General features: G+C 62.2%; 11 protein-coding genes. 5 read left to right on the top strand and 6 right to left on the bottom strand.

Annotation, left to right across the window (positions count from 1 at the left end; all coding sequences use genetic code 11):
- Nucleotides 1-4: 4 nt before the first annotated feature.
- Genes AS9A_RS02160 through AS9A_RS02145 form a run of 4 tightly spaced genes read right to left on the bottom strand, consistent with a single transcriptional unit; the run spans nucleotide 5 to nucleotide 5,331 of the window.
- Nucleotides 5-1,603 carry an acyl-CoA carboxylase subunit beta gene (locus tag AS9A_RS02160; protein WP_013805248.1) on the bottom strand — a complete coding sequence of 533 codons (1,599 nt, stop codon included), beginning with the start codon at nucleotides 1,601-1,603 and terminating at the stop codon, nucleotides 5-7.
- Nucleotides 1,600-2,778, bottom strand: coding sequence for an acyl-CoA dehydrogenase family protein (locus AS9A_RS02155; protein WP_013805247.1), 1,179 nt, complete (start codon nucleotides 2,776-2,778; stop codon nucleotides 1,600-1,602). Before AS9A_RS02155 ends, AS9A_RS02160 begins: the two co-directional genes overlap by 4 nt.
- Nucleotides 2,775-4,505 (bottom strand): acyclic terpene utilization AtuA family protein, encoded by a 1,731-nt coding sequence (locus tag AS9A_RS02150; RefSeq protein WP_041450797.1) that lies wholly within the window; start codon nucleotides 4,503-4,505, stop codon nucleotides 2,775-2,777. The genes AS9A_RS02155 and AS9A_RS02150 overlap by 4 nt, the downstream gene beginning before the upstream one ends.
- 16 nt (nucleotides 4,506-4,521) lie before the next feature.
- A complete protein-coding gene (locus AS9A_RS02145; protein ID WP_013805245.1) occupies nucleotides 4,522-5,331 on the bottom strand; it encodes a TIGR03084 family metal-binding protein in 810 nt (269 codons plus the stop codon).
- Nucleotides 5,332-5,500: 169 nt separating this feature from the next.
- Between AS9A_RS02145 and AS9A_RS02140 the strand changes: the two genes are divergently transcribed.
- From AS9A_RS02140 to AS9A_RS02120, 5 genes are all read left to right on the top strand, one after another.
- The gene (locus AS9A_RS02140) at nucleotides 5,501-8,494 is read left to right on the top strand and encodes a type II toxin-antitoxin system Rv0910 family toxin (protein ID WP_049793633.1); all 2,994 of its coding nucleotides are present in this window, start codon (nucleotides 5,501-5,503) and stop codon (nucleotides 8,492-8,494) included.
- A gap of 142 nt (nucleotides 8,495-8,636) precedes the next feature.
- Nucleotides 8,637-9,587 carry an alpha/beta fold hydrolase gene (locus AS9A_RS02135; protein WP_013805243.1) on the top strand — a complete coding sequence of 317 codons (951 nt, stop codon included), beginning with the start codon at nucleotides 8,637-8,639 and terminating at the stop codon, nucleotides 9,585-9,587.
- 62 nt (nucleotides 9,588-9,649) lie between these two features.
- Nucleotides 9,650-10,147, top strand: a complete 498-nt coding sequence (locus AS9A_RS02130) for a SixA phosphatase family protein (RefSeq protein WP_013805242.1) — start codon at nucleotides 9,650-9,652, stop codon at nucleotides 10,145-10,147.
- Between the two features lie 16 nt (nucleotides 10,148-10,163).
- Nucleotides 10,164-10,910, top strand: a complete 747-nt coding sequence (locus tag AS9A_RS02125; RefSeq protein ID WP_013805241.1) for an acyl-[acyl-carrier-protein] thioesterase — start codon at nucleotides 10,164-10,166, stop codon at nucleotides 10,908-10,910.
- Between the two features lie 70 nt (nucleotides 10,911-10,980).
- Complete coding sequence (locus AS9A_RS02120) at nucleotides 10,981-11,820, top strand: dioxygenase family protein (RefSeq protein ID WP_049793826.1); 840 nt, start codon at nucleotides 10,981-10,983, stop codon at nucleotides 11,818-11,820.
- A gap of 133 nt (nucleotides 11,821-11,953) precedes the next feature.
- Here the strand turns inward: AS9A_RS02120 and AS9A_RS02115 are convergent, their stop codons facing one another.
- The gene (locus AS9A_RS02115) at nucleotides 11,954-15,907 is read right to left on the bottom strand and encodes a DNA-directed RNA polymerase subunit beta' (protein WP_013805239.1); all 3,954 of its coding nucleotides are present in this window, start codon (nucleotides 15,905-15,907) and stop codon (nucleotides 11,954-11,956) included.
- A 144-nt stretch (nucleotides 15,908-16,051) separates the two neighbouring features.
- A complete protein-coding gene (rpoB, locus tag AS9A_RS02110) occupies nucleotides 16,052-19,525 on the bottom strand; it encodes a DNA-directed RNA polymerase subunit beta (RefSeq protein WP_041451404.1) in 3,474 nt (1,157 codons plus the stop codon).
- Nucleotides 19,526-19,539: the final 14 nt, after the last annotated feature.

The following is a 19,539-nucleotide window of genomic DNA, read 5'->3' as shown; positions in this document are numbered from 1 at the left end:
GCGCTCACATCCGGAATACGCCGAAGTTGGCTGTGCCTTCAACTTCGTTCGTGTGGATAGCAGACAGGCATAAACCAAGGATGGTGCGTGTATCGCGCGGGTCGATGACACCATCGTCGAAGAGACGTCCCGACAGGAACATCGGCAGCGACTCCGCTTCGATCTGCGCCTCTACCATGGCGCGCATCCCTTTGTCGGCTTCCTCGTCGAACGGGCGGCCTTTGGCTTCAGCAGCGGCGCGCATGACCAGCGAAATGACTCCAGCAAGCTGCTGTGGCCCCATAACGGCGGACTTCGCACTGGGCCAGGCGAATAGGAATCGCGGCTCGTAGGCCCGCCCGCACATGCCGTAGTGACCAGCACCGTATGAGGCACCCATCAGCAGCGAGATGTGGGGGACCTTCGAATTGGAGACCGCGTTGATCATCATCGAACCGTGCTTGATGATGCCGTTCTGTTCGTACTCTCGGCCGACCATGTATCCGGTGGTGTTGTGCAGGAACAGGAGCGGTGTATTCGAACGGTTAGCGAGCTGGATGAACTGCGTAGCCTTCTGTGATTCCTCACTGAACAGGATTCCGCGCGCGTTCGCGAGAATCCCCACCGGGTAGCCATGCAACTGCGCCCATCCCGTTACCAGCGATGAGCCGTAGAGTGGCTTGAATTCGTCGAATTCAGAGCCATCGACAAGCCGTGCAATGACCTCACGGGGGTCGAATGGAATTTTCAGATCACTGGGAACGACGCCGAGCAGATCCTCCGTCTCGTAGAGCGGCTCCGCGTATTCCGTTTTCGGTTCCGGGCCCTTCTTCTTCCAGTTGAGGCGCGACACAATGTCACGTCCGATCCGGATGGCGTCCTGCTCGTCGAGCGCGTAGTAGTCCGCGAGTCCTGATGTACGCGCATGCATATCCGCGCCACCCAGCGACTCATCATCGGATTCCTCACCAGTCGCCATTTTGACCAGCGGCGGGCCGCCGAGGAACACCTTGGACTGTTCCTTGATCATCACGACGTGGTCGGACATGCCCGGGATGTATGCACCGCCGGCGGTGGAGTTGCCGAATACCAGCGAGATGGTGGGGATGCCGAGCGCGGAAGCACGAGTGAGGTCCCGGAACATCTGGCCGCCGGGAATGAACACTTCTTTCTGGGTGGGAAGATCCGCGCCCCCGGACTCGACGAGTGAGATCACGGGAAGCCGGTTCTGGAAGGCGACTTCGTTCGCGCGGAAGGACTTCTTCAGCGTCCACGGGTTGCTGGTGCCGCCCTTGACTGTGGGGTCGTTGGCAACGATCAAGCATTCCACGCCGCTGACGACGCCTATGCCAATCACGAGGCTGGCACCGACCTGAAAGTCACTGCCCCATGCGGCGAGTGGACACAACTCGAGGAAGGCGGAATCCTCGTCGATGAGCAGTTCGATGCGTTCCCGGGCGGTCATCTTCCCCCGCTTGCGGTGCCGTTCCACCTTGTCGGGCCCGCCGCCTCCGATGGCTTTGTCGTACTCTGCCTCGACCTCACCGAGCTTCGTGATCATCGCCTCTTTCGCGACGGCGAACTCCTCTGAAGCGGTGTCGAGGGCTGATTGCAGAGCTGTCATGCTTTAAACCCCAATCGCTTAGCTGCAAGTCCTGTGAGAATCTCGTTCGTGCCGCCGCCGATCCCGAGGAGGCGCATGTCGCGGTACTGCCGCTCGACTTCGCTTTCACGCATGTATCCCATGCCGCCGAAAAGCTGCACAGCCTGGTGAGCGACCCACTCCCCTGATTCCACGGCGGTGTTCTTCGCAAAGCACATTTCCGCGATGAGGTCACCGTCACCGAACGTGAAACGCTCGATCAGCTGATGGGTGTACACCCGTGCGATGTCGATCTTGCGGGCCATCTCCGATAGCGTCGCCTGCACAGCCTGCCGGCTGATGAGGGGCCGCCCGAAAGTCTCGCGGTCGCGGCACCACTGCAGTGTCAGATCCAGGCAGCGCTGGGCGCTCGCGTAAGCCTGCACGGCAAGTGCCGCGCGTTCAGTGACGAACCCCTGAGCAAGCTGGGTGAATCCACTGTGTTCTTCACCGATCAGGTTCGCTGCCGGCACACGAACATCGTCATAATGCAGTTCCGCGGTGTCCGAACACAGCCAGCCCATTTTCTCGAGCTTGCGGGCGACGGTGAAGCCGGGAGTGCCTTTTTCCACGACGATCAGCGACAGCTGTCCCTTGTCCCCGGTGCGGCACACGGTGACCACGAAATCGGCGCGTACCGCGGAGGTGATGAAGGTTTTCGAGCCGTTGATGACGAACTCATCGCCGTCGCGCCGCGCCGTCGTGCGCATGTTCGCGACGTCCGAACCACCGCCTGGTTCGGTGATTGCGAGTGAACCGATCAGCTCACCGTCCAGGGTCGGCCTGGCCCATTTCTCGATGTGGTCCGGGTTTCCTGCAGTGATCATGTGCGGCAATGCGATCCCGTGGGTGAAGAGCGACGCGAGAAGGCCCCCCGCAGCTCCGGAATAGCAAAGTTCCTCCGCGACGATCATGGCGTCGATCAGATTGCCGTCACCGCCACCGGCGAATTCGGGGAACCCAGCACCGAGGAGCCCGAGGTCACCGGCCTTCTTGTGCAGCGACCGTGGCAGTTCGCCAGCGCGTTCCCATTCATCCTGGTGGGGAAGGATGTGCTGTTCGGTGAAGCGGCGCACGGTCTTGCGGAGTTCCTGGCGTTCGGGGCTGTCCCACAACGCTCGCGAGGGCCAGGCTGCCGTACTTGCGGTGGATGTCATTCGTTTCCTTCGGCGTCGAGGAGGGCAACGGGGATATCGAGATGACGGGACCGCAGCCACTCACCGAGTCCCTTGGCTTGTGGATCAAAACGCGCCTGCGAGGCCACGCCCTGGCCGAGAATGCCTTCGATGACGAAGTTGATGGCTTTCAGGTGCGGAAGGGGGTAGCGGCGGACGGTCATCCCATCAGCTTCTGGAAGAAGCTTTTTGAGGGCGTCGACGGTGAGGGTGTGGGCGAGCCACTCGAACTCCTCGTCGGTGCGCACCCATACTCCAACGTTGGCGTCACCGCCCTTGTCACCGCTGCGTGCCCCAGCGATGGCACCGAGCGGCGCCTGGCGCGTTTCAGTCACTGCTGGTTTGGCGGGCAAGCTGGATTCGGGGGCGTCCTCGAGTGGACGTGTTTCCGGCGCAGGTGCGATATCGACTCGCTGTCCGTCCGCGAGAACAGCCACGTGCGGGACGCTCTCCTGGGGCACGTAGCCCGGCGTGAACAGCCCGTAGGGCTGCGCATCAGCCGGAGGAGCGGTCAGCGCGAAGCCCGGGTAGCTCGCGAGCGCAAGTTCGACAGCGACGCTGGTGAAGGAGCGCCCGACAATCTTCGGGTCCATATCCTTCACGATGCAGCGGAGGATCGAACTCGCTTGCTCTTCGGTGGGCGCGTTCTCGCGCGCCGTGCCTGACACCTCCCACCGCAGTTCAGCGGGAGGCTTGGTCAGCCACGCCTCGAGCTGCTGCTTCGCGAGTTTGATCTTGGCGTCGATGTCGAGGCCAGTGACAATGAAGTCGGCCTGGTTGCGGAATCCACCGAGCGTGTTCAGGGAGACCTTCAAGTCTGGTGGCGGAGCTTCACCCTTCACGCCGGAAAGGCGGACGCGATGAGGACCGTCATCGCTTAATTTGATGGTGTCCATTCGCGTGGTGACGTCGGGTCCGGCGTATCGCCCGCCGCTGATCTCGTAGAGGAGCTGAGCGGTGACGGTGCCAATGCTGACTTCGCCGCCGGTGTGATCATGCTTGGTGATCACGCTGGAACCGTCCGGGAAGATTTCCGCGATAGGGAAGCCGGGGCGGCTCATGTCGGAAATTTCCCTGAAGAAGGAGTAGTTGCCACCGGTCGCCTGGGTGCCGCATTCGATGACGTGGCCAGCTGCGACGGCACCTGCGAGCTGATCGAAGTCGGTGCGCGACCAGCCAAACTCTGCGATCGCAGGCGCGACGATCACTGAGGCGTCAGTTACCCGGCCCGTAACCACAATGTCGGCGCCGTTTCTGAGGCACTCCGCAATTCCGAAGGCACCAAGATAGGCGTTCGCGGTCAAGGGGCTGCCGAGGCCGAGTTCTTGCGCACGTTCCCGGAGGTCGTCTCCCTCGACGTACGCGATTTTTGCTTTCAGGCCCTGGTTCTCCGCGATGCCGGAGAGCTTCGCGGCCAGACCTGCAGGGTTCAGCCCACCGGCGTTAGCAACTATCTTCACGCCTTGTTCGAGGGCGAGCGACATGCACTCTTCCATTTGCCGCACGAACGTTTTCGCGTACCCGAGGCTGGCGTCTTTCATGCGGTCGCGGCCAAGGATGAGCATCGTGAGCTCGGCCAGGTAGTCGCCGGTCAAGTAGTCGAGGTCTCCGCCGTCGAGCATTTCGCGCATAGCGGAGATGCGGTCACCGTAAAAGCCGGAACAGTTGCCGACCCGGATCATGGGAGGTGGTAAGGGAGATGCAGCCATGTGTTCCTTCGCTCCGTTACGAGTTCGTTGTCGCTTGCGGTTCGCGACCTTTTCCGGGCGGGCCTGCGAAGGCCTGCGCGATGGTGAGCCACTTCTCGGCATCTGGACCAGTGGCGCCGACGTCGAGTTCGGTGATATTGCGACGCTGCGTGACGAGGCAGCAGAAGTCGAGTGCGGTGCCTGTGACGCGCTGGCTGGCGTCCTCTGGGCCCCAGCTCCAGATGGTGCCGTCCGGGGCTGTCAGCTCTACCCGGAACGGCTCTTTGGGCGCCTCTAGCTGGTTGAGCGCAAACGCGAAGTCCCGTGCACGCACACCGATATGTGCGACATGCTTGAGACGGCTGGTCGGCTGCACATCCACGTCCAGCGAGTCCGCGACGTCGAGGCCGTGGGCCCAGGTTTCCATCATCCGGGCGCTTGCCATGGACACCGGACTCATTGGCGGCCCGAACCACGGAAGCTTCGTGCCTGGCTCAGTGTTGCGCAGCGCTTTGGACAGCTGCGCTCGACCGCTGCGCCACCTCGCGAGCAGCTCGCCGGGTGGAGCAGCTGCCCATTCCGCTGCCGCTTCGTCCACGAAACCCGCTGGATTCGACCATGCGAGTGTGACTATCTCCTGAAAGCGCTCCGGGTCGGTAGCGGCGGCGATCGACGCATCATCGGTCCACGCAAGGTGGCCGATCTGGTGCGCGATAGTCCATCCTTCCGCTGGTGTCGGTGTGCTCCAGGCGCTTTCCGGGAGGTCAGCGACCAATGCGTCAAGCGCATCACTTTCGGCGTCAAGATCATCGACAACTTCGGCCACTAGCCGGCCAGGATCAGACATCCAATCCACCTTCGGTTTGCCATAGGTATATGAGACAAGAGTGACACCGAATCGCAAAAGAATCAAGCATGCTTGCTTCTTTTTGGATTAGGCTGGTTCTGACTACCGCTGGAAGGAACGCACCTTGGTTACTCAACGCGTCCGCAGGAATGTCGCGCACGCTCTGCGCATGGTCAGGCAGGACCCACTGATGCCGATGCGCACTGCACGAATCATCGGGGAGGCGTCAGTTCGGTCCCTGCTGCAGCGCGAAGCTGCACCCCACAGCGCTGCACCCACCGAGGCTCATTTCTCCCGCGACTTCGCACACACCTTTGGCGAAACCGCGCTGGTCACGGCACAGCCCGACGAGATCATGGAGCGCGTGCTCGACTTCAAGAGCTTCGGGAAGTGGTTCACGCTCCATGCTGACTGGCCCAACGGAGCGCCCGCGCAGGTCACGAGTGGCTCGCAATACACTGAAGACGTTCGAGTCCTTGGAACCCCCGCTCGCGTGCAGTGGACAGTGACCCATTACGCGCCGCCCGCCGCTTTCGCGATCGAAGGTACCGGGCCGATGGGCACCTCCGTCGGCATCTGGTTCGGTGCAAAAGAAACCCCAGCAGGGACAGAACTCTCAGTGACCGGCGGGTTTCACAGCGATGCGCTCAAAGGACCTATGGGTTCATTGGTTGCCAGCACACTCCAGTCAGCTACCAAGGAAGCGCTGGGAAACCTCACTAGCCTCGTTACCGGCGCGCCACCTGAACCCTCCAGCACCGGACAATCCCGGGCTGTCACCCGTCAGATTCCTCCGCCCTCCGGCCCCCGCCCCAAGCCTGTACTCCACGCGCCCTCCGGAAAACTGGTCGACCCGTGGGCGCCAGTCCTCGTCGGAATCGGTCAGACGGTCCACCGTCCGGATAGCGCCGACACAATTCAGTCGCCGCTCGAACTGGCAGCGCATGCAGCCAGAATCGCAATCAAAGATGCCGGTAATGCTCGCTTACTCGATAGCAGGGTGCGCGTCAGTGCCGTCTCGACAGTGTCGTGGGCATACGGTGACGATCAGGCGGCCCTTCTTGCCCGGCAGCTTGGAATCGATGACGCTGAGCTGGTCCAGTCCGCACCGCTTGGCGGTGACGCACCCCAACGGCTGGTCAGCGATGCGGCCCAGTCGATCAGCGAGGGACAACTCGACGTCGCCATCATCGCAGGTGCCGAAGCTTTCGCCTCACTCGCGATCGCGCAGAAGTCCGGGGCCGCGCCCAAATGGGATCGCCCGCACAGCGGGGCGGGAGCGCCCCGGCGGGTGGGATCCGACCGGCCCGGGAACAACGAGGCGGAGAACGCGGCCGGACTACTCACGCCCGCACCCATGTACGCACTCATGGAATCCGCGCTTCGAGGTGCCCTCAAACGGGACATCCGAGAACATGTCACCGCCATAAGTTCGTTGTGGTCGCGTTTCTCGGCCGCTGCCACCAAGAACCGGTTCGCCTGGCTGCCCGAATACCATTCGCCCGAACGGATCGCTGACCACGCTGCAGACAACCGTCCCATTGCGAGTCCCTACACCAAACTGATGACGGCGAACCTCACCGTCGACCAGGGGGCCGCGCTCGTACTGTGCAGCGCTGACTCCGCCGCGGCGGCGGGAATACCGCCACAGCACTGGGTTTTCATTCACGCAGCCGCGCATGCGGAAGAAGAATGGTACGTATCCGAGCGCCACAGCATCGCCGAGGTTCCCGCGATCGGAGCGGCGGCCCGCGCTGCACTCGCCCACGCGGGGCTGACAATCGATGACGTCACGCACCTCGATCTCTACTCGTGCTTCCCGTTCGCGGTCGAAGCTGCCGCGCAGCAGCTTTCCCTGCCTCTCGACGATCCTGCGCGGCCGCTCACCCAGACAGGTGGGCTGACCTTCGCGGGCGGGCCGCTCAACAACTACAGCACCCACGGGATCGCTGCGCTCGCCACACAGCTGCGCAACGAACCCGCCGCCTACGGCCTCGCAACCGCGCTCGGCTGGTACGCCACCAAACATGCGATTGGAATCTACTCGGCCCAGCCGCCGCGAGAACCGTTCCGGCAGATCGACGCGGGGCTGCGTATGCGCCGCCCACCGAAACGCCGAGTCTGCACGAGCTACAGCGGCGAAGCGCTAGTCGAGGGCTACACGGTCACGTATCAGAGCAACGGCAGTCCAGAGGCACTGATCGTCAGCGGTATCGCCGTGGACGGCGACCGAGTACTCGCGCGCACAACCGAAGCTGAATACGTCGCGCTCGGTGAAGCGACAGACCTTCTTGACACCACATTCACGTTGACCGATGGTGCAGTCTCCAGCCTGGGCGCACACCGCAACACCAGCACCGGGACGGCACGGGACCGCCTTCTCTCCACGGCAGCGGCGCACGTTCCCTCCCTGACGGTCGAGTGGGACGGCCCACTATGCGTGATCACCCTCAACCGTCCCCAGGTGCGCAACGCCATCGATCTGGCCCTCGCTCTAGAAATCGAGCGGGCGATCGATACGTTTGAGGCCGACCCCGATGCGCGCGTTGCCATCCTGCGCGGCGCCGGCACTGATTTCTGCACCGGCATGGATCTGAAAGCTGCGGCAAAAGGACAGTTCCCAGTGACACCACGGCGAGGACTGCTCGGCCTCACCGGCACACCACCGGTCAAACCAGTGATCGCCGCCGTGGAGGGAAACGCATTGGCCGGCGGTTTCGAGCTCGCCCTGGCCTGTGACCTTGTCGTCGCAGCTGAGGACGCCTTGTTTGGGCTGCCCGAAGCTCGCCGCGGCCTCGTCGCGGCTGCGGGCGGAGTACTGCGACTGGCGCAACGTCTGCCCCGCGCGATCGCGCTGGAACTCGCGTACACCGGCGCCCCTATCTCCGCACAGCGTGCGTACGAACTCGGGCTGATCAATCGGCTGTGCGCGCCCGGTGATGCGGCGCAAGTGGCCAGGAACCTGGCTAACGTCATCGCCGAGAGCGCACCCCTCTCCGTAGAGCTCAGCAAGCGAATCGTCGACGAGTCGCCTGGGTGGCCAGTGCCGGAGGCATTCGGCAGGCAAAGTGAGATCGCCTCTGCCGCTTCGTTCTCCGATGACGCTGCTGAGGGTATCTGCGCCTTCGACGAGAAACGCGCCCCTCGATGGTCTGGCCGGTGAGTCGGCCGAACTTCTGAGATCTACCCGAAGGGTGCGTTGACTCCACCCCCAGGGATGGTGCCGTGAACCCTCCGCAACACCGATAGTTGAAAGGTGCCTGAAGACGGCACACGCATTATCAGCGGCGCGGACGGAGGGGACCATGAGCACGTCAACGGCGATGTTTCGGGCCGATCCCCGCATTGAGCGCAGTATGGTTCTGAGCGACGACGGCGTGCCGCTCGCTGTCACCGAATGTGGTGACCGCTCCGCGCACCTCACCCTCGTTTTCATTCACGGTCACTGCTTGCGGGCAGACTCATGGTCCGCGCTCCGCGAACACCTCTCCGGGACGCTCGGGTACGGCATCCGGATGGTGTCGTACGACCACCGTGGCCACGGTGAGTCGGGCTCCGCGCCGGCCGGGACGTACACCATCGACCAACTCGGCCGCGACCTCGATGCTGTACTCCGCGCGGTGGCGCCGCATGGCCCCGTAGTTCTCGTCGGGCACTCGATGGGCGGGATGACGGCGATGTCCTATGCGCGCCAGTTCCCCCATACGATCGGGAAACGCATTATCGGCGTTGGCCTGATCGCCACAGCATCCCATGGCCTCACCGACGCGGGTGTCGGCCAGTTGCTCCGCCATCCGCTGGCGCACCTCCTGCACCGTGCAGTCGACCGCGCGCCCGCTCTCATGGAGATTCCGCACCGGCTCAGCCGTCGCATCGCCAGGCACATCATCCGCGCCACTGCGTTCGGAGAGGGGCGCGTCAGCCCGCACGTGACCTCGCTGGTCACGGCCATGGTGAACGAGACCACGCTCGCCACCAAGATCGGTTTTCTGCGGTCTTTGCTCCATCTCAACGAATCGTTGGCCCTCCCCGCATTACGGGAGATCCCAGCGTTGGTGCTGTGCGGCACTGCTGACCATATGACGCCCTTCCATCACTCAGCAGCCCTAGCCTCCGCGCTTCCCGCCGCGGACCTGGTACGTGTTGAGGGTGCGGGCCATTCGGTCATCCTTGAACGAGCTGAGGTCGTGGCGCACGCGCTCGCTCATCTTTTGCGCCGGGCGCTCCATGCCCCGGCCTTCGCCCTCGCCTCGTAAGTCCCGACACACGGAGGCTTCGCGTGACCTCTGCCACCCCGCTGCCGCTACGCTGGAAAGTCATGGAATCTCGCCGCACCCTCATCCTCATGCGTCACGGCAAGTCGGCCTATCCGGATGGTGTTCCAGACCACGACCGGCCCCTCGCGCCGCGCGGTCAACGGGAAGCCGCATTGGGGGGCTCGTGGCTCCAGCAAGCAACCGCTCCAGTCGACCATGTGCTGTGCTCGTCGGCGGTACGCACCCGGGAGACGTTCGCGGCATCGGGGATCGACGCGCCCGTGGAGTACCTTGAGAGTCTCTATGGCGCAGATCCTGAGATAATCGCTGAAGAGGTTGGACTCATCGGCGAGGACAGCCAGACGCTCCTCGTCATTGCCCACTGGCCCGGCATCCCGGAGACCGCTCTGTGGCTGGCCGATAACGATGACAGTGACGAGGCCGACCAGATGCGCAGCAAGTTCCACACCTCGGCGATCGCTGTGCTGACAACCACCCGGCGCTGGGATCAACTCGATCGCGGCGCCGCCCGGCTCGACAAGTTCCATGTTCCGCGCTAGTCACCCAGGAGCCACCATGCTCGACACTCCTTTGATGCCGCTCCCCCACGACGGCCATGTCTTCATGACCAACTGGCCTATGCGGGCCGGTGACGTTGACAGGAATCGGCGTCTTCGGCTCGACGGGATCGCACGGTACCTTCAGGACGCCGGGTTCGACCACCTCGATGCCGTCGACGCGCGCGCAGAGCACCCCGCCTGGGTCGTGCGGAGATCTGTCATCGATGTCATCCAGCCGCCTGAGTTCCCCAGCCTTGTCCACATCAACCGGTGGTGCTCCGGACTTTCCAGCCGCTGGTGCTCCATGCGAGTGCGGATGACCACTGACGATGGCGGACTCGTCGAGACCGAGGGGTTCTGGATCAACTTCAACGCAGAAACCCTCAGGCCCGCCCGCATCACGGACCGGTTCGAGAAGTTCCTCAGCGATACGGCGCTGACCTCACGCCTCAGGTGGCAACAGTGGATTAGCGACTCCCCCGACCCTGACGACGCTGTCACACCCTTCCCCTTGCGGAGTACCGACATCGACGTGATGGCGCACGTCAACAATGCCATGTACCTGCAGGCTGTCGATGCGGCGCTTCGCACGCGACCCGAACTGCACGAGGTGCCCACCCGCACCGTCATTGAGTATCTCGTTCCCATAGCCCCCGACGACGAGGTTCTGCTCCGCACACGCCACGGCGAGAAGGACCTCACAATATGGTTCACCGTGGGCGGAAAAGTTCATGCACAGGCAATGGTTCTGCCGCTGCACTAGAGCGCGATTGCCAGCTTCTTCCTAGGCTTATGACAGCGTGCTGACATAATCAAAGGTAAAGATCGTGAACATGCCCGATAATCACGCTGACGACCTTGATCGTGGCCTGGCATACGACATGCCCCGCCTGCTCAGCCGCCGGAGTCTGCTCGCAATCCTAGGGATAACCAGCGCCGGGGCTTTCGCCGCGGCGTGCGGCGGCACAGCGCCCCGCGCGGGATCTGGCGAGGCTAGCCGCACTTCTCCAGCGTCGGAGGCAGGGCTCGGCGATCCTGAGAGTTGTGTCGCCGTTCCTGAGGAGACCGCTGGGCCGTTTCCCGGCGACGGATCGAACGGTCCGAACGTGCTGGTGCGCGACGGGGTGGTTCGCACGGATATCCGTCGCAGCTTCGGGGACTCGTCCGCGGTGGCTGATGGTGTGGACCTGTCCTTGAACCTCACTCTGCAGGACTGGACAGCCGGGTGCGCACCGCTCGCTGGTGCTGCGATTTACGTGTGGCAATGTGACCGGAACGGCGACTACTCCCTCTACTCACCAGGCGCCGCAACGGAGAACTACCTGCGCGGCGTAGGTGTCTCCGACTCATCGGGCAGAGTGACGTTCACCAGCATCTTCCCGGGCTGCTACCCCGGCAGGTGGCCACATATTCATTTCGAGGTGTTCTCCAGCCTGGACAGTGCGAGCAGCGCGGGCACTCCGCTTCTGACCTCACAGATCGCTTTGCCAGAAGACGTGTCCGCGTCGGTGTACTCGGCGGCGGACTATCCCGGCAGTGACCGCAATTTCGCGCAGCTAAGTCTCTCCGGCGACATGGTCTTCCGTGACGGGTGGGGGACTCAGATGGCCGAACTGAGCGGGGCCGCCGACACCGGGCTTACCGCCCGGCTGGCCATACCGGTTCGCACCTAGGCCCCCTCGCAAGTGGGCGGTTATGTATAGAAATCTGCGCTGTATCTCGCGCATAACTGACCACTCATGACCAGAAATCACAAAAGCCCGCCCTGGAATTCCAGGGCGGGCTTTGTTGTGGATCTGCTACTGACTACCGGTAGTCGGTGTACCCACCGAAGTCGTCGAGCGGAACTGCGGCACCGGTGCTCATGCCGAACGTGTCGGGACCGTAGTACTGGTCCTCGTACGAAGCGACAGAGTATGCGGCCTCGCGGGCCTCTTCGGTCGGCTGAACCTGGATGTTCCGGTACTGGTTGATGCCGGTACCGGCCGGGATCAGCTTACCGATGATCACGTTCTCCTTGAGACCGATGAGTCGGTCGCTGCGGCGGTTGATGGCCGCATCGGTGAGCACTCGAGTGGTCTCCTGGAAGGAGGCCGCGGACAGCCACGAATCGGTCGCGAGCGATGCCTTGGTGATACCCATGAGCACTGCACGACCTGCTGCGGGCTCGCCACCCTCCGCGACGACGCGACGGTTTTCCGCCTCGAAGTCGGCGCGCTCAACGAGCGAGCCGGGCAGGAACTCGGTGGAGCCCGAATCGATGATCGTCACGCGACGCAGCATCTGGCGAATGATCACTTCGATGTGCTTGTCGTGGATCGACACACCCTGTGAACGGTAGACCTTCTGGACCTCGTTTACGAGGTGGATCTGAACCTCACGCGGGCCGCGAACACGCAGCACTTCGTGCGGATCCGCGGAGCCTTCGAGAAGCTCCTGTCCCACCTCGACGTGGTCGTTCTCGGCCAGGATTCGCTCAACGCCATCGTCATGCTTGAAGCGGGCAAGGCCCTGACGCTTCGGCAGCTTGTCGATGGTGACTTCGTCACTGCCGTCATCCGGAACGATGATGACCTTGTAGAAGCGGTCATCGTCGTCGATACGGACACGACCCGAAACCTCAGCGATGGGCGCCTTGTTCTTCGGCACACGCGCTTCGAACAGTTCCTGGACACGTGGGAGACCGCCGGTGATGTCTTCACCGACACCGCCCTGGTGGAACGTACGCATTGTCAGCTGCGTACCAGGCTCACCGATCGACTGGGCGGCGACGATACCGACAGCTTCACCGATATCGACGAGCTGACCGGTCGCCATCGAGCGACCGTAGCAAGTCGCACACACGCCCGTCGCGGTGGTGCAGGTCAGCACCGAGCGGACCTTCACACCCGTGATTCCTGCGTCGATCAGCTTCTCGATCGCAGGGTCACCGAGGTCGTGGCCACGCTCGACAACGACGTTGCCGTCCTTATCGATCGCATCCGACGCCAGGGTCCGGGCGTAAACACTCGTCTCGACGTGCTCAACAGGGTGCAGTTGCCCATCGAAGCCAATCTCGGCGATCGGCATCTCGAGACCGCGAGAAGTTCCACAGTCCGTTTCGCGGACGATGACGTCCTGCGAAACATCGACGAGACGACGGGTGAGGTAACCCGAGTCGGCGGTACGAAGGGCGGTGTCAGCCAGACCTTTACGCGCGCCGTGCGTGTTGATGAAGTACTCGAGCACGGTCAGGCCCTCACGGAAGGAGGACTTGATCGGACGCGGGATGAACTCACCCTTCGGGTTGGTCACCAGACCCTTCATGCCCGCGAGCGAGCGAATCTGGGTCATGTTGCCCGCAGCACCCGACTTCACGATCATCGGGATCGGGTTGTCATCTGGATAGTGATCTTCGAGGGCCTTACCGACCTTCTCTGTCGCTTCCTTCCAGATTTCCACCAGACCGTCACGACGCTCGTCAGTCGAGACCTGGCCACGCTGGTACTTCTTCTCCAGCTTTTCGGCCTTGTCTTCGTATTCCGCGAGAATCTGCTGCTTCTCCGGCGGAACCAGCACGTCGGACATGGCGACTGTCACACCGGACCGGGTGGCCCAGTAGAAGCCTGAATCCTTGAGCTTGTCCACTGTCTGCGCGACGACGATCATCGGGTATCGCTCGGCGAGATCGTTGATGATGACCGACTGGCGCTTCTTCGGCATCACGTCGTTGACGAATGCATAGTCCGCGGGCAGCAGGTCGTTGAAATGCACGCGACCCAGGGTCGAATCAGCAAGCCATGCGTCGCCGGGCTTCCAGCCCTCCGGGAACAATTCGTTCTCTTGTTCGCGAGTAGGGCGACGGTTCGTGATACGCACCTTGATCCGCGCCTGCAGTGCCAGCTCGCCACGATCGAACGCCATGATGGCTTCTGCCGGTGTCGCATACACACCACGCTCAGGGCTGTCACCGTTGGCCGGCTGGTATTCACCCTTGGCACCGTCGACCTTGCGGGTCAGGTGGTAGAGGCCGGTCACCATGTCTAGACGCGGCATCGCGAGCGGACGCCCCGATGCCGGCGACAGGATGTTGTTCGACGACAGCATCAGCACACGTGCCTCTGCCTGAGCCTCGGCCGACAGCGGCAAGTGCACAGCCATCTGGTCACCGTCGAAGTCAGCGTTGAACGCCTCACAGACGAGCGGGTGCAGCTGGATCGCCTTACCCTCGACGAGGATCGGCTCGAAGGCCTGGATTCCCAGGCGGTGCAGCGTGGGTGCGCGGTTGAGCATCACTGGGTGCTCGGTGATGACCTCTTCGAGGACCTCCCACACCTGTGTGCGCTGACGTTCCACCATGCGCTTCGCAGACTTGATGTTCTGCGCGTGGTTGAGGTCGACGAGACGCTTCATGACGAACGGCTTGAACAGTTCGAGCGCCATCAGCTTCGGCAGACCGCACTGGTGCAGCTTGAGCTGCGGACCAACAACGATGACCGAACGGCCTGAGTAGTCGACACGCTTACCGAGAAGGTTCTGACGGAAGCGGCCCTGCTTGCCCTTGAGCAGATCAGACAGCGACTTCAGCGGACGGTTGCCCGGGCCGGTCACAGGGCGGCCACGACGGCCGTTGTCGAACAGCGCGTCAACAGACTCCTGCAGCATGCGCTTCTCGTTGTTCACGATGATCTCGGGAGCTCCGAGATCGATGAGGCGCTTCAGGCGGTTGTTGCGGTTGATGACGCGGCGGTACAGGTCGTTCAGGTCGGACGTCGCGAAGCGGCCACCATCGAGCTGCACCATCGGGCGCAGTTCCGGCGGAATCACTGGCACAGCATCAAGCACCATGCCCAGCGGCGAGTTCCCGGTGTGCTGGAACGCTGCAACGACCTTGAGACGCTTCAGTGCGCGAAGCTTCTTCTGGCCTTTGCCACTGCGGATGGTTTCGCGGAGGATTTCCGCTTCGGCGTGCACGTCGAAGATCTCGAGGAGCTTCTGGATCGCCTCAGCACCCATGCCGCCTTCGAAGTATTCGCCGTAGCGGTCGACGAGCTCACGGTAGATCAGTTCATCAAGCACAAGCTGCTTGGGGGCGAGCTTGGTGAAGACGTTCCAGATCTCTTCGAGACGATCGATCTCCCGCTGCGCGCGATCGCGAATCTGACGCATCTCGCGCTCGGCGCCCTTCTTGACCTTGTCAAGCGCATCCGCCTTCGCGCCCTCGGTCTCGAGGAGTGCGAGGTCGGTTTCGAGCTTCTGGGCACGCGCCTCGAGGTCAGCATCGCGCTGATCGGCGACACCCTTTTTCTCGACGTTCATTTGCGCTTCGAGAGTCGACAGCTCGTTGTGACGCAGTTCGTTATCGACATGCGTGATCACGTAAGCGGCGAAGTAGATGATCTTTTCCAGATCCTTCGGCGCGAGGTCAAGCAGGTAGCCGAGTCGACTCGGCACGCCCTTGAAGTACCAGATATGGGTTACTGGCGCGGCGAGAGCGATGTGCCCCATGCGTTCACGACGAACCTTGGCGCGAGTGACCTCGACACCGCATCGCTCGCAGATGATGCCTTTGAAGCGGACACGCTTGTACTTACCGCAGTAGCATTCCCAGTCACGAGTTGGGCCGAAGATCTTCTCGCAGAAAAGACCGTCTTTCTCGGGCTTGAGGGTGCGGTAGTTGATCGTCTCCGGCTTCTTGACCTCGCCGTGCGACCAGGCCCGGATGTCCTCCGCAGTGGCGAGACTGATGCGGAGTTCATCGAAGAAGTTGACGTCTAGCACGTAACTTCCTTTCCCCGTAAGGGTTATGGCGCCACAGATCGGGTGTGGGTTGCCGATCTGTGGTACCGGACTGCAATTCCTTCTTCACCTAATAAGCCCCGGCGCGGAAACCAGCGTGGCGGCCGCGCCGTACCAGAACCTGTGTCAGATCGCCCGGCTGTTCATCCCAAGACTTGCAGCGGCACGTTCCACATCGTCGTCATCGGTGTCACGCATCTCAATTGCGGCGCCGTCCGAAGAAAGGACTTCGACGTTGAGGCACAGCGACTGCAGTTCCTTGAGCAGAACCTTGAACGACTCAGGGATACCGGGCTCAGGGATGTTCTCCCCCTTGACGATCGCTTCATACACCTTGACGCGACCAACGACGTCGTCCGACTTGATCGTCAGAAGTTCCTGCAGGGTGTACGCGGCGCCATAGGCCTGCATGGCCCAGCACTCCATTTCACCGAACCGCTGACCACCGAACTGGGCCTTACCACCTAGCGGCTGCTGGGTGATCATCGAGTAAGGACCGGTCGAACGGGCGTGGATCTTGTCGTCGACCATGTGGTGCAGCTTCAAGATGTACATGTAACCGACCGCGACCGGGTACGGGAAGGGCTCGCCGGAACGGCCGTCGAACAACTGTGCCTTACCATTTGCGCCGACCATCTGGTCGCCGTCACGGTTCGGCAGAGTCGAACCGAGCAGACCCGCGAGTTCGTCTTCCTTGGCACCGTCGAAGACGGGTGTCGCGGTCCGCGTGTTCTCTGGCGCTTCGAGGACATCCTCAGGGAGGTTTGCCGCCCAGTCAGGAGTCCCGTTGACCGTGTCGATCTTCCAGCCCGATTTTGCGATCCAGCCAAGATGCGACTCGAGAATCTGGCCGATGTTCATACGACGCGGAACACCGTGGGTGTTCAGGATGATGTCGACCGGCGTGCCGTCCGGGAGGAACGGCATGTCCTCGTGCGGGAGGATCTTGCCGATAACGCCCTTGTTGCCGTGGCGGCCAGCAAGCTTGTCACCGTCCTGGATCTTCCGCTTCTGCGCCACGTACACGCGCACAAGTTCGTTGACACCTGGAGGAAGGTCGTCATTATCCTCACGTGAGAACACGCGAACACCGATGACCTTGCCGGTTTCACCGTGGGGAACACGCAGCGAGGTGTCGCGCACCTCACGTGCCTTCTCACCGAAGATCGCGCGGAGCAAGCGCTCCTCCGGCGTCAGTTCGGTTTCACCCTTCGGCGTGACCTTGCCAACGAGGATGTCGCCGTCCCGCACTTCCGCACCGATGCGGACGATCCCCCGCTCATCGAGGTCAGCGAGCACCTCGTCAGCAACGTTCGGGATGTCGCGGGTGATTTCCTCGGCACCGAGCTTGGTGTCGCGGGCATCGAGCTCATGCTCCTCGATCTGGATCGAGGTGAAGACGTCCTCTTCTACGAGACGCTGCGAAATGATGATCGCGTCCTCGTAGTTGTGGCCTTCCCACGGCATGATCGCCACGAGCAGGTTCTTACCGAGGGCCATCTCGCCTTCGTCGGTGCAAGGACCGTCGGCGATAACCTGTCCGACCTCAACGCGCTGGCTTTCGTCGACGATCGGGCGCTGGTTGATGCATGTGCCCTGGTTCGAGCGGCTGAACTTGCGCAACTGGTAGGTACGGCGGGTGCCGTCATCAGCCATGATCGTGATGTAGTCGGCGGAAACTTCCTCGACGACGCCAGCTTTTTCGCTGACGATGACATCACCCGAGTCATATGCGGCGCGCAGTTCCATGCCAGTACCAACGAGTGGTGCCTCGCTGCGGAGCAGCGGCACAGCCTGACGCTGCATGTTCGCGCCCATGAGGGCACGGTTAGCGTCGTCATGCTCGAGGAATGGGATCATCGCGGTCGCAGCCGAAACCATCTGACGTGGTGAGACGTCCATGAAGTCGATCTGGCTCGGTGATACGAACTCCACCTCGGACTCGGCTTCACGCCGGACCCGGACGAGGATGTGATCCTCAACGAAGCGGCCTTCGGCATCGAGCGGCGAGTTCGCCTGCGCGATGACATACCGGTCTTCCTCGTCAGCTGTCAGGTAGAAGATGTCATCCGTCACCTGACCATCGATGACCTTGCGGTATGGAGTTTCGATGAAGCCGAAGGGGTTGACCCGCGCATACACCGAAAGTGAACCGATCAAACCAATGTTCGGGCCTTCCGGCGTCTCAATCGGGCACATGCGGCCATAGTGCGACTGGTGTACGTCGCGCACTTCGAGACCTGCACGTTCGCGGGACAGACCACCTGGTCCCAGCGCTGATAGGCGCCGCTTGTGGGTAAGCCCCGAAAGCGGGTTGTTCTGATCCATGAACTGGCTGAGCTGCGAAGTTCCGAAGAACTCCTTAATCGCAGCGACAACTGGCCGGATGTTGATCAGTGTCTGCGGCGTAATCGCCTCGACATCCTGGGTCGTCATCCGCTCACGAACAACACGCTCCATGCGGGACAGGCCCACGCGGATCTGATTCTGAATCAGCTCACCAACGGTGCGCAGTCGGCGGTTTCCGAAGTGGTCAATGTCATCGACATTGACGCGAATCTCGTCGCCGTTGGCAGCAGCCATCCTCCGTTCGCCAGCTTGCAGGCGAACGAGGTACTCAATCGTGGTGACAATGTCCTCGTCGGTGAGCACCGTGGAGGTGGGATCGACCGTCAGGCCGAGCTTCTTGTTCACCTTGTAGCGGCCGACACGCGCCAGGTCGTAGCGCTTCTCCTTGAAGAACAGCCCTTCGAGGAGGTTTTCCGCACCTTCCTTCGTCGGCGGCTCGCCCGGACGAAGCTTGCGGTAGATGTCGAGCAGTGCGTCGTCGGTGCCAGCGGTGTTGTCCTTCTCCAGCGTCGACATCATGATCTCGGAGAAGCCGAAGCGCTCCGCGATCTGCTCATTGGTCCAGCCACGCGCCTTGAGTAGCACAGTGACGGGCTGACGCCGCTTCCGGTCAATACGCACGCCAACCGTGTCGCGCTTGTCGATGTCGAACTCAAGCCAGGCTCCCCGGCTCGGGATGACCTTGACGCTGTACAGGTCCTTTTCCGTGGACTTGTCGCGTGTCTTATCGAAATAAACGCCAGGCGACCGGACGAGCTGCGAAACCACAACCCGCTCCGTGCCATTGATGACGAAAGTGCCCTTGTCGGTCATCATCGGGAAATCACCCATGAAGACCGTCTGGCTCTTAATTTCGCCGGTTTCGTTGTTGATGAACTCCGCCGTCACGAAGAGCGGAGCGGCGTACGTCATGTCTTTCTCTTTGCACTCGTCGACGGAGGCCTTAACCTCTTCGAACCGAGGGTCGGAGAACGAAAGTGACATTGAGGAGGCGAAATCCTCGATCGGTGAGATCTCTTCGAGAACGTCTTCAAGACCGCTCGTCAGGATCTCCTGCCCGCGGGCTGCGGCACGCTTGCGCCACCTCTCAGCACCGATCAACCATTCGAACGAATCCAACTGAAGGTCTAGCAACCCGGGTACTTCAAGGGGTTCGCGAATCTTCGCAAAAGATACCCTGTTAGGAGCCCCGGGGATACCGGCCACTGAACTGGTCTGGCGGGAGACTGCCAAGATGCGTCCTTCCAGCACCTCACGCGCGCCGC

Source organism: Hoyosella subflava DQS3-9A1 (assembly GCF_000214175.1).
In the GTDB taxonomy this organism is placed as follows: domain Bacteria; phylum Actinomycetota; class Actinomycetes; order Mycobacteriales; family Mycobacteriaceae; genus Hoyosella; species Hoyosella subflava.
The sequence above is the reverse complement of the archived record's forward strand: the minus strand, read 5'-3'. Positions and strand labels throughout refer to the sequence as shown.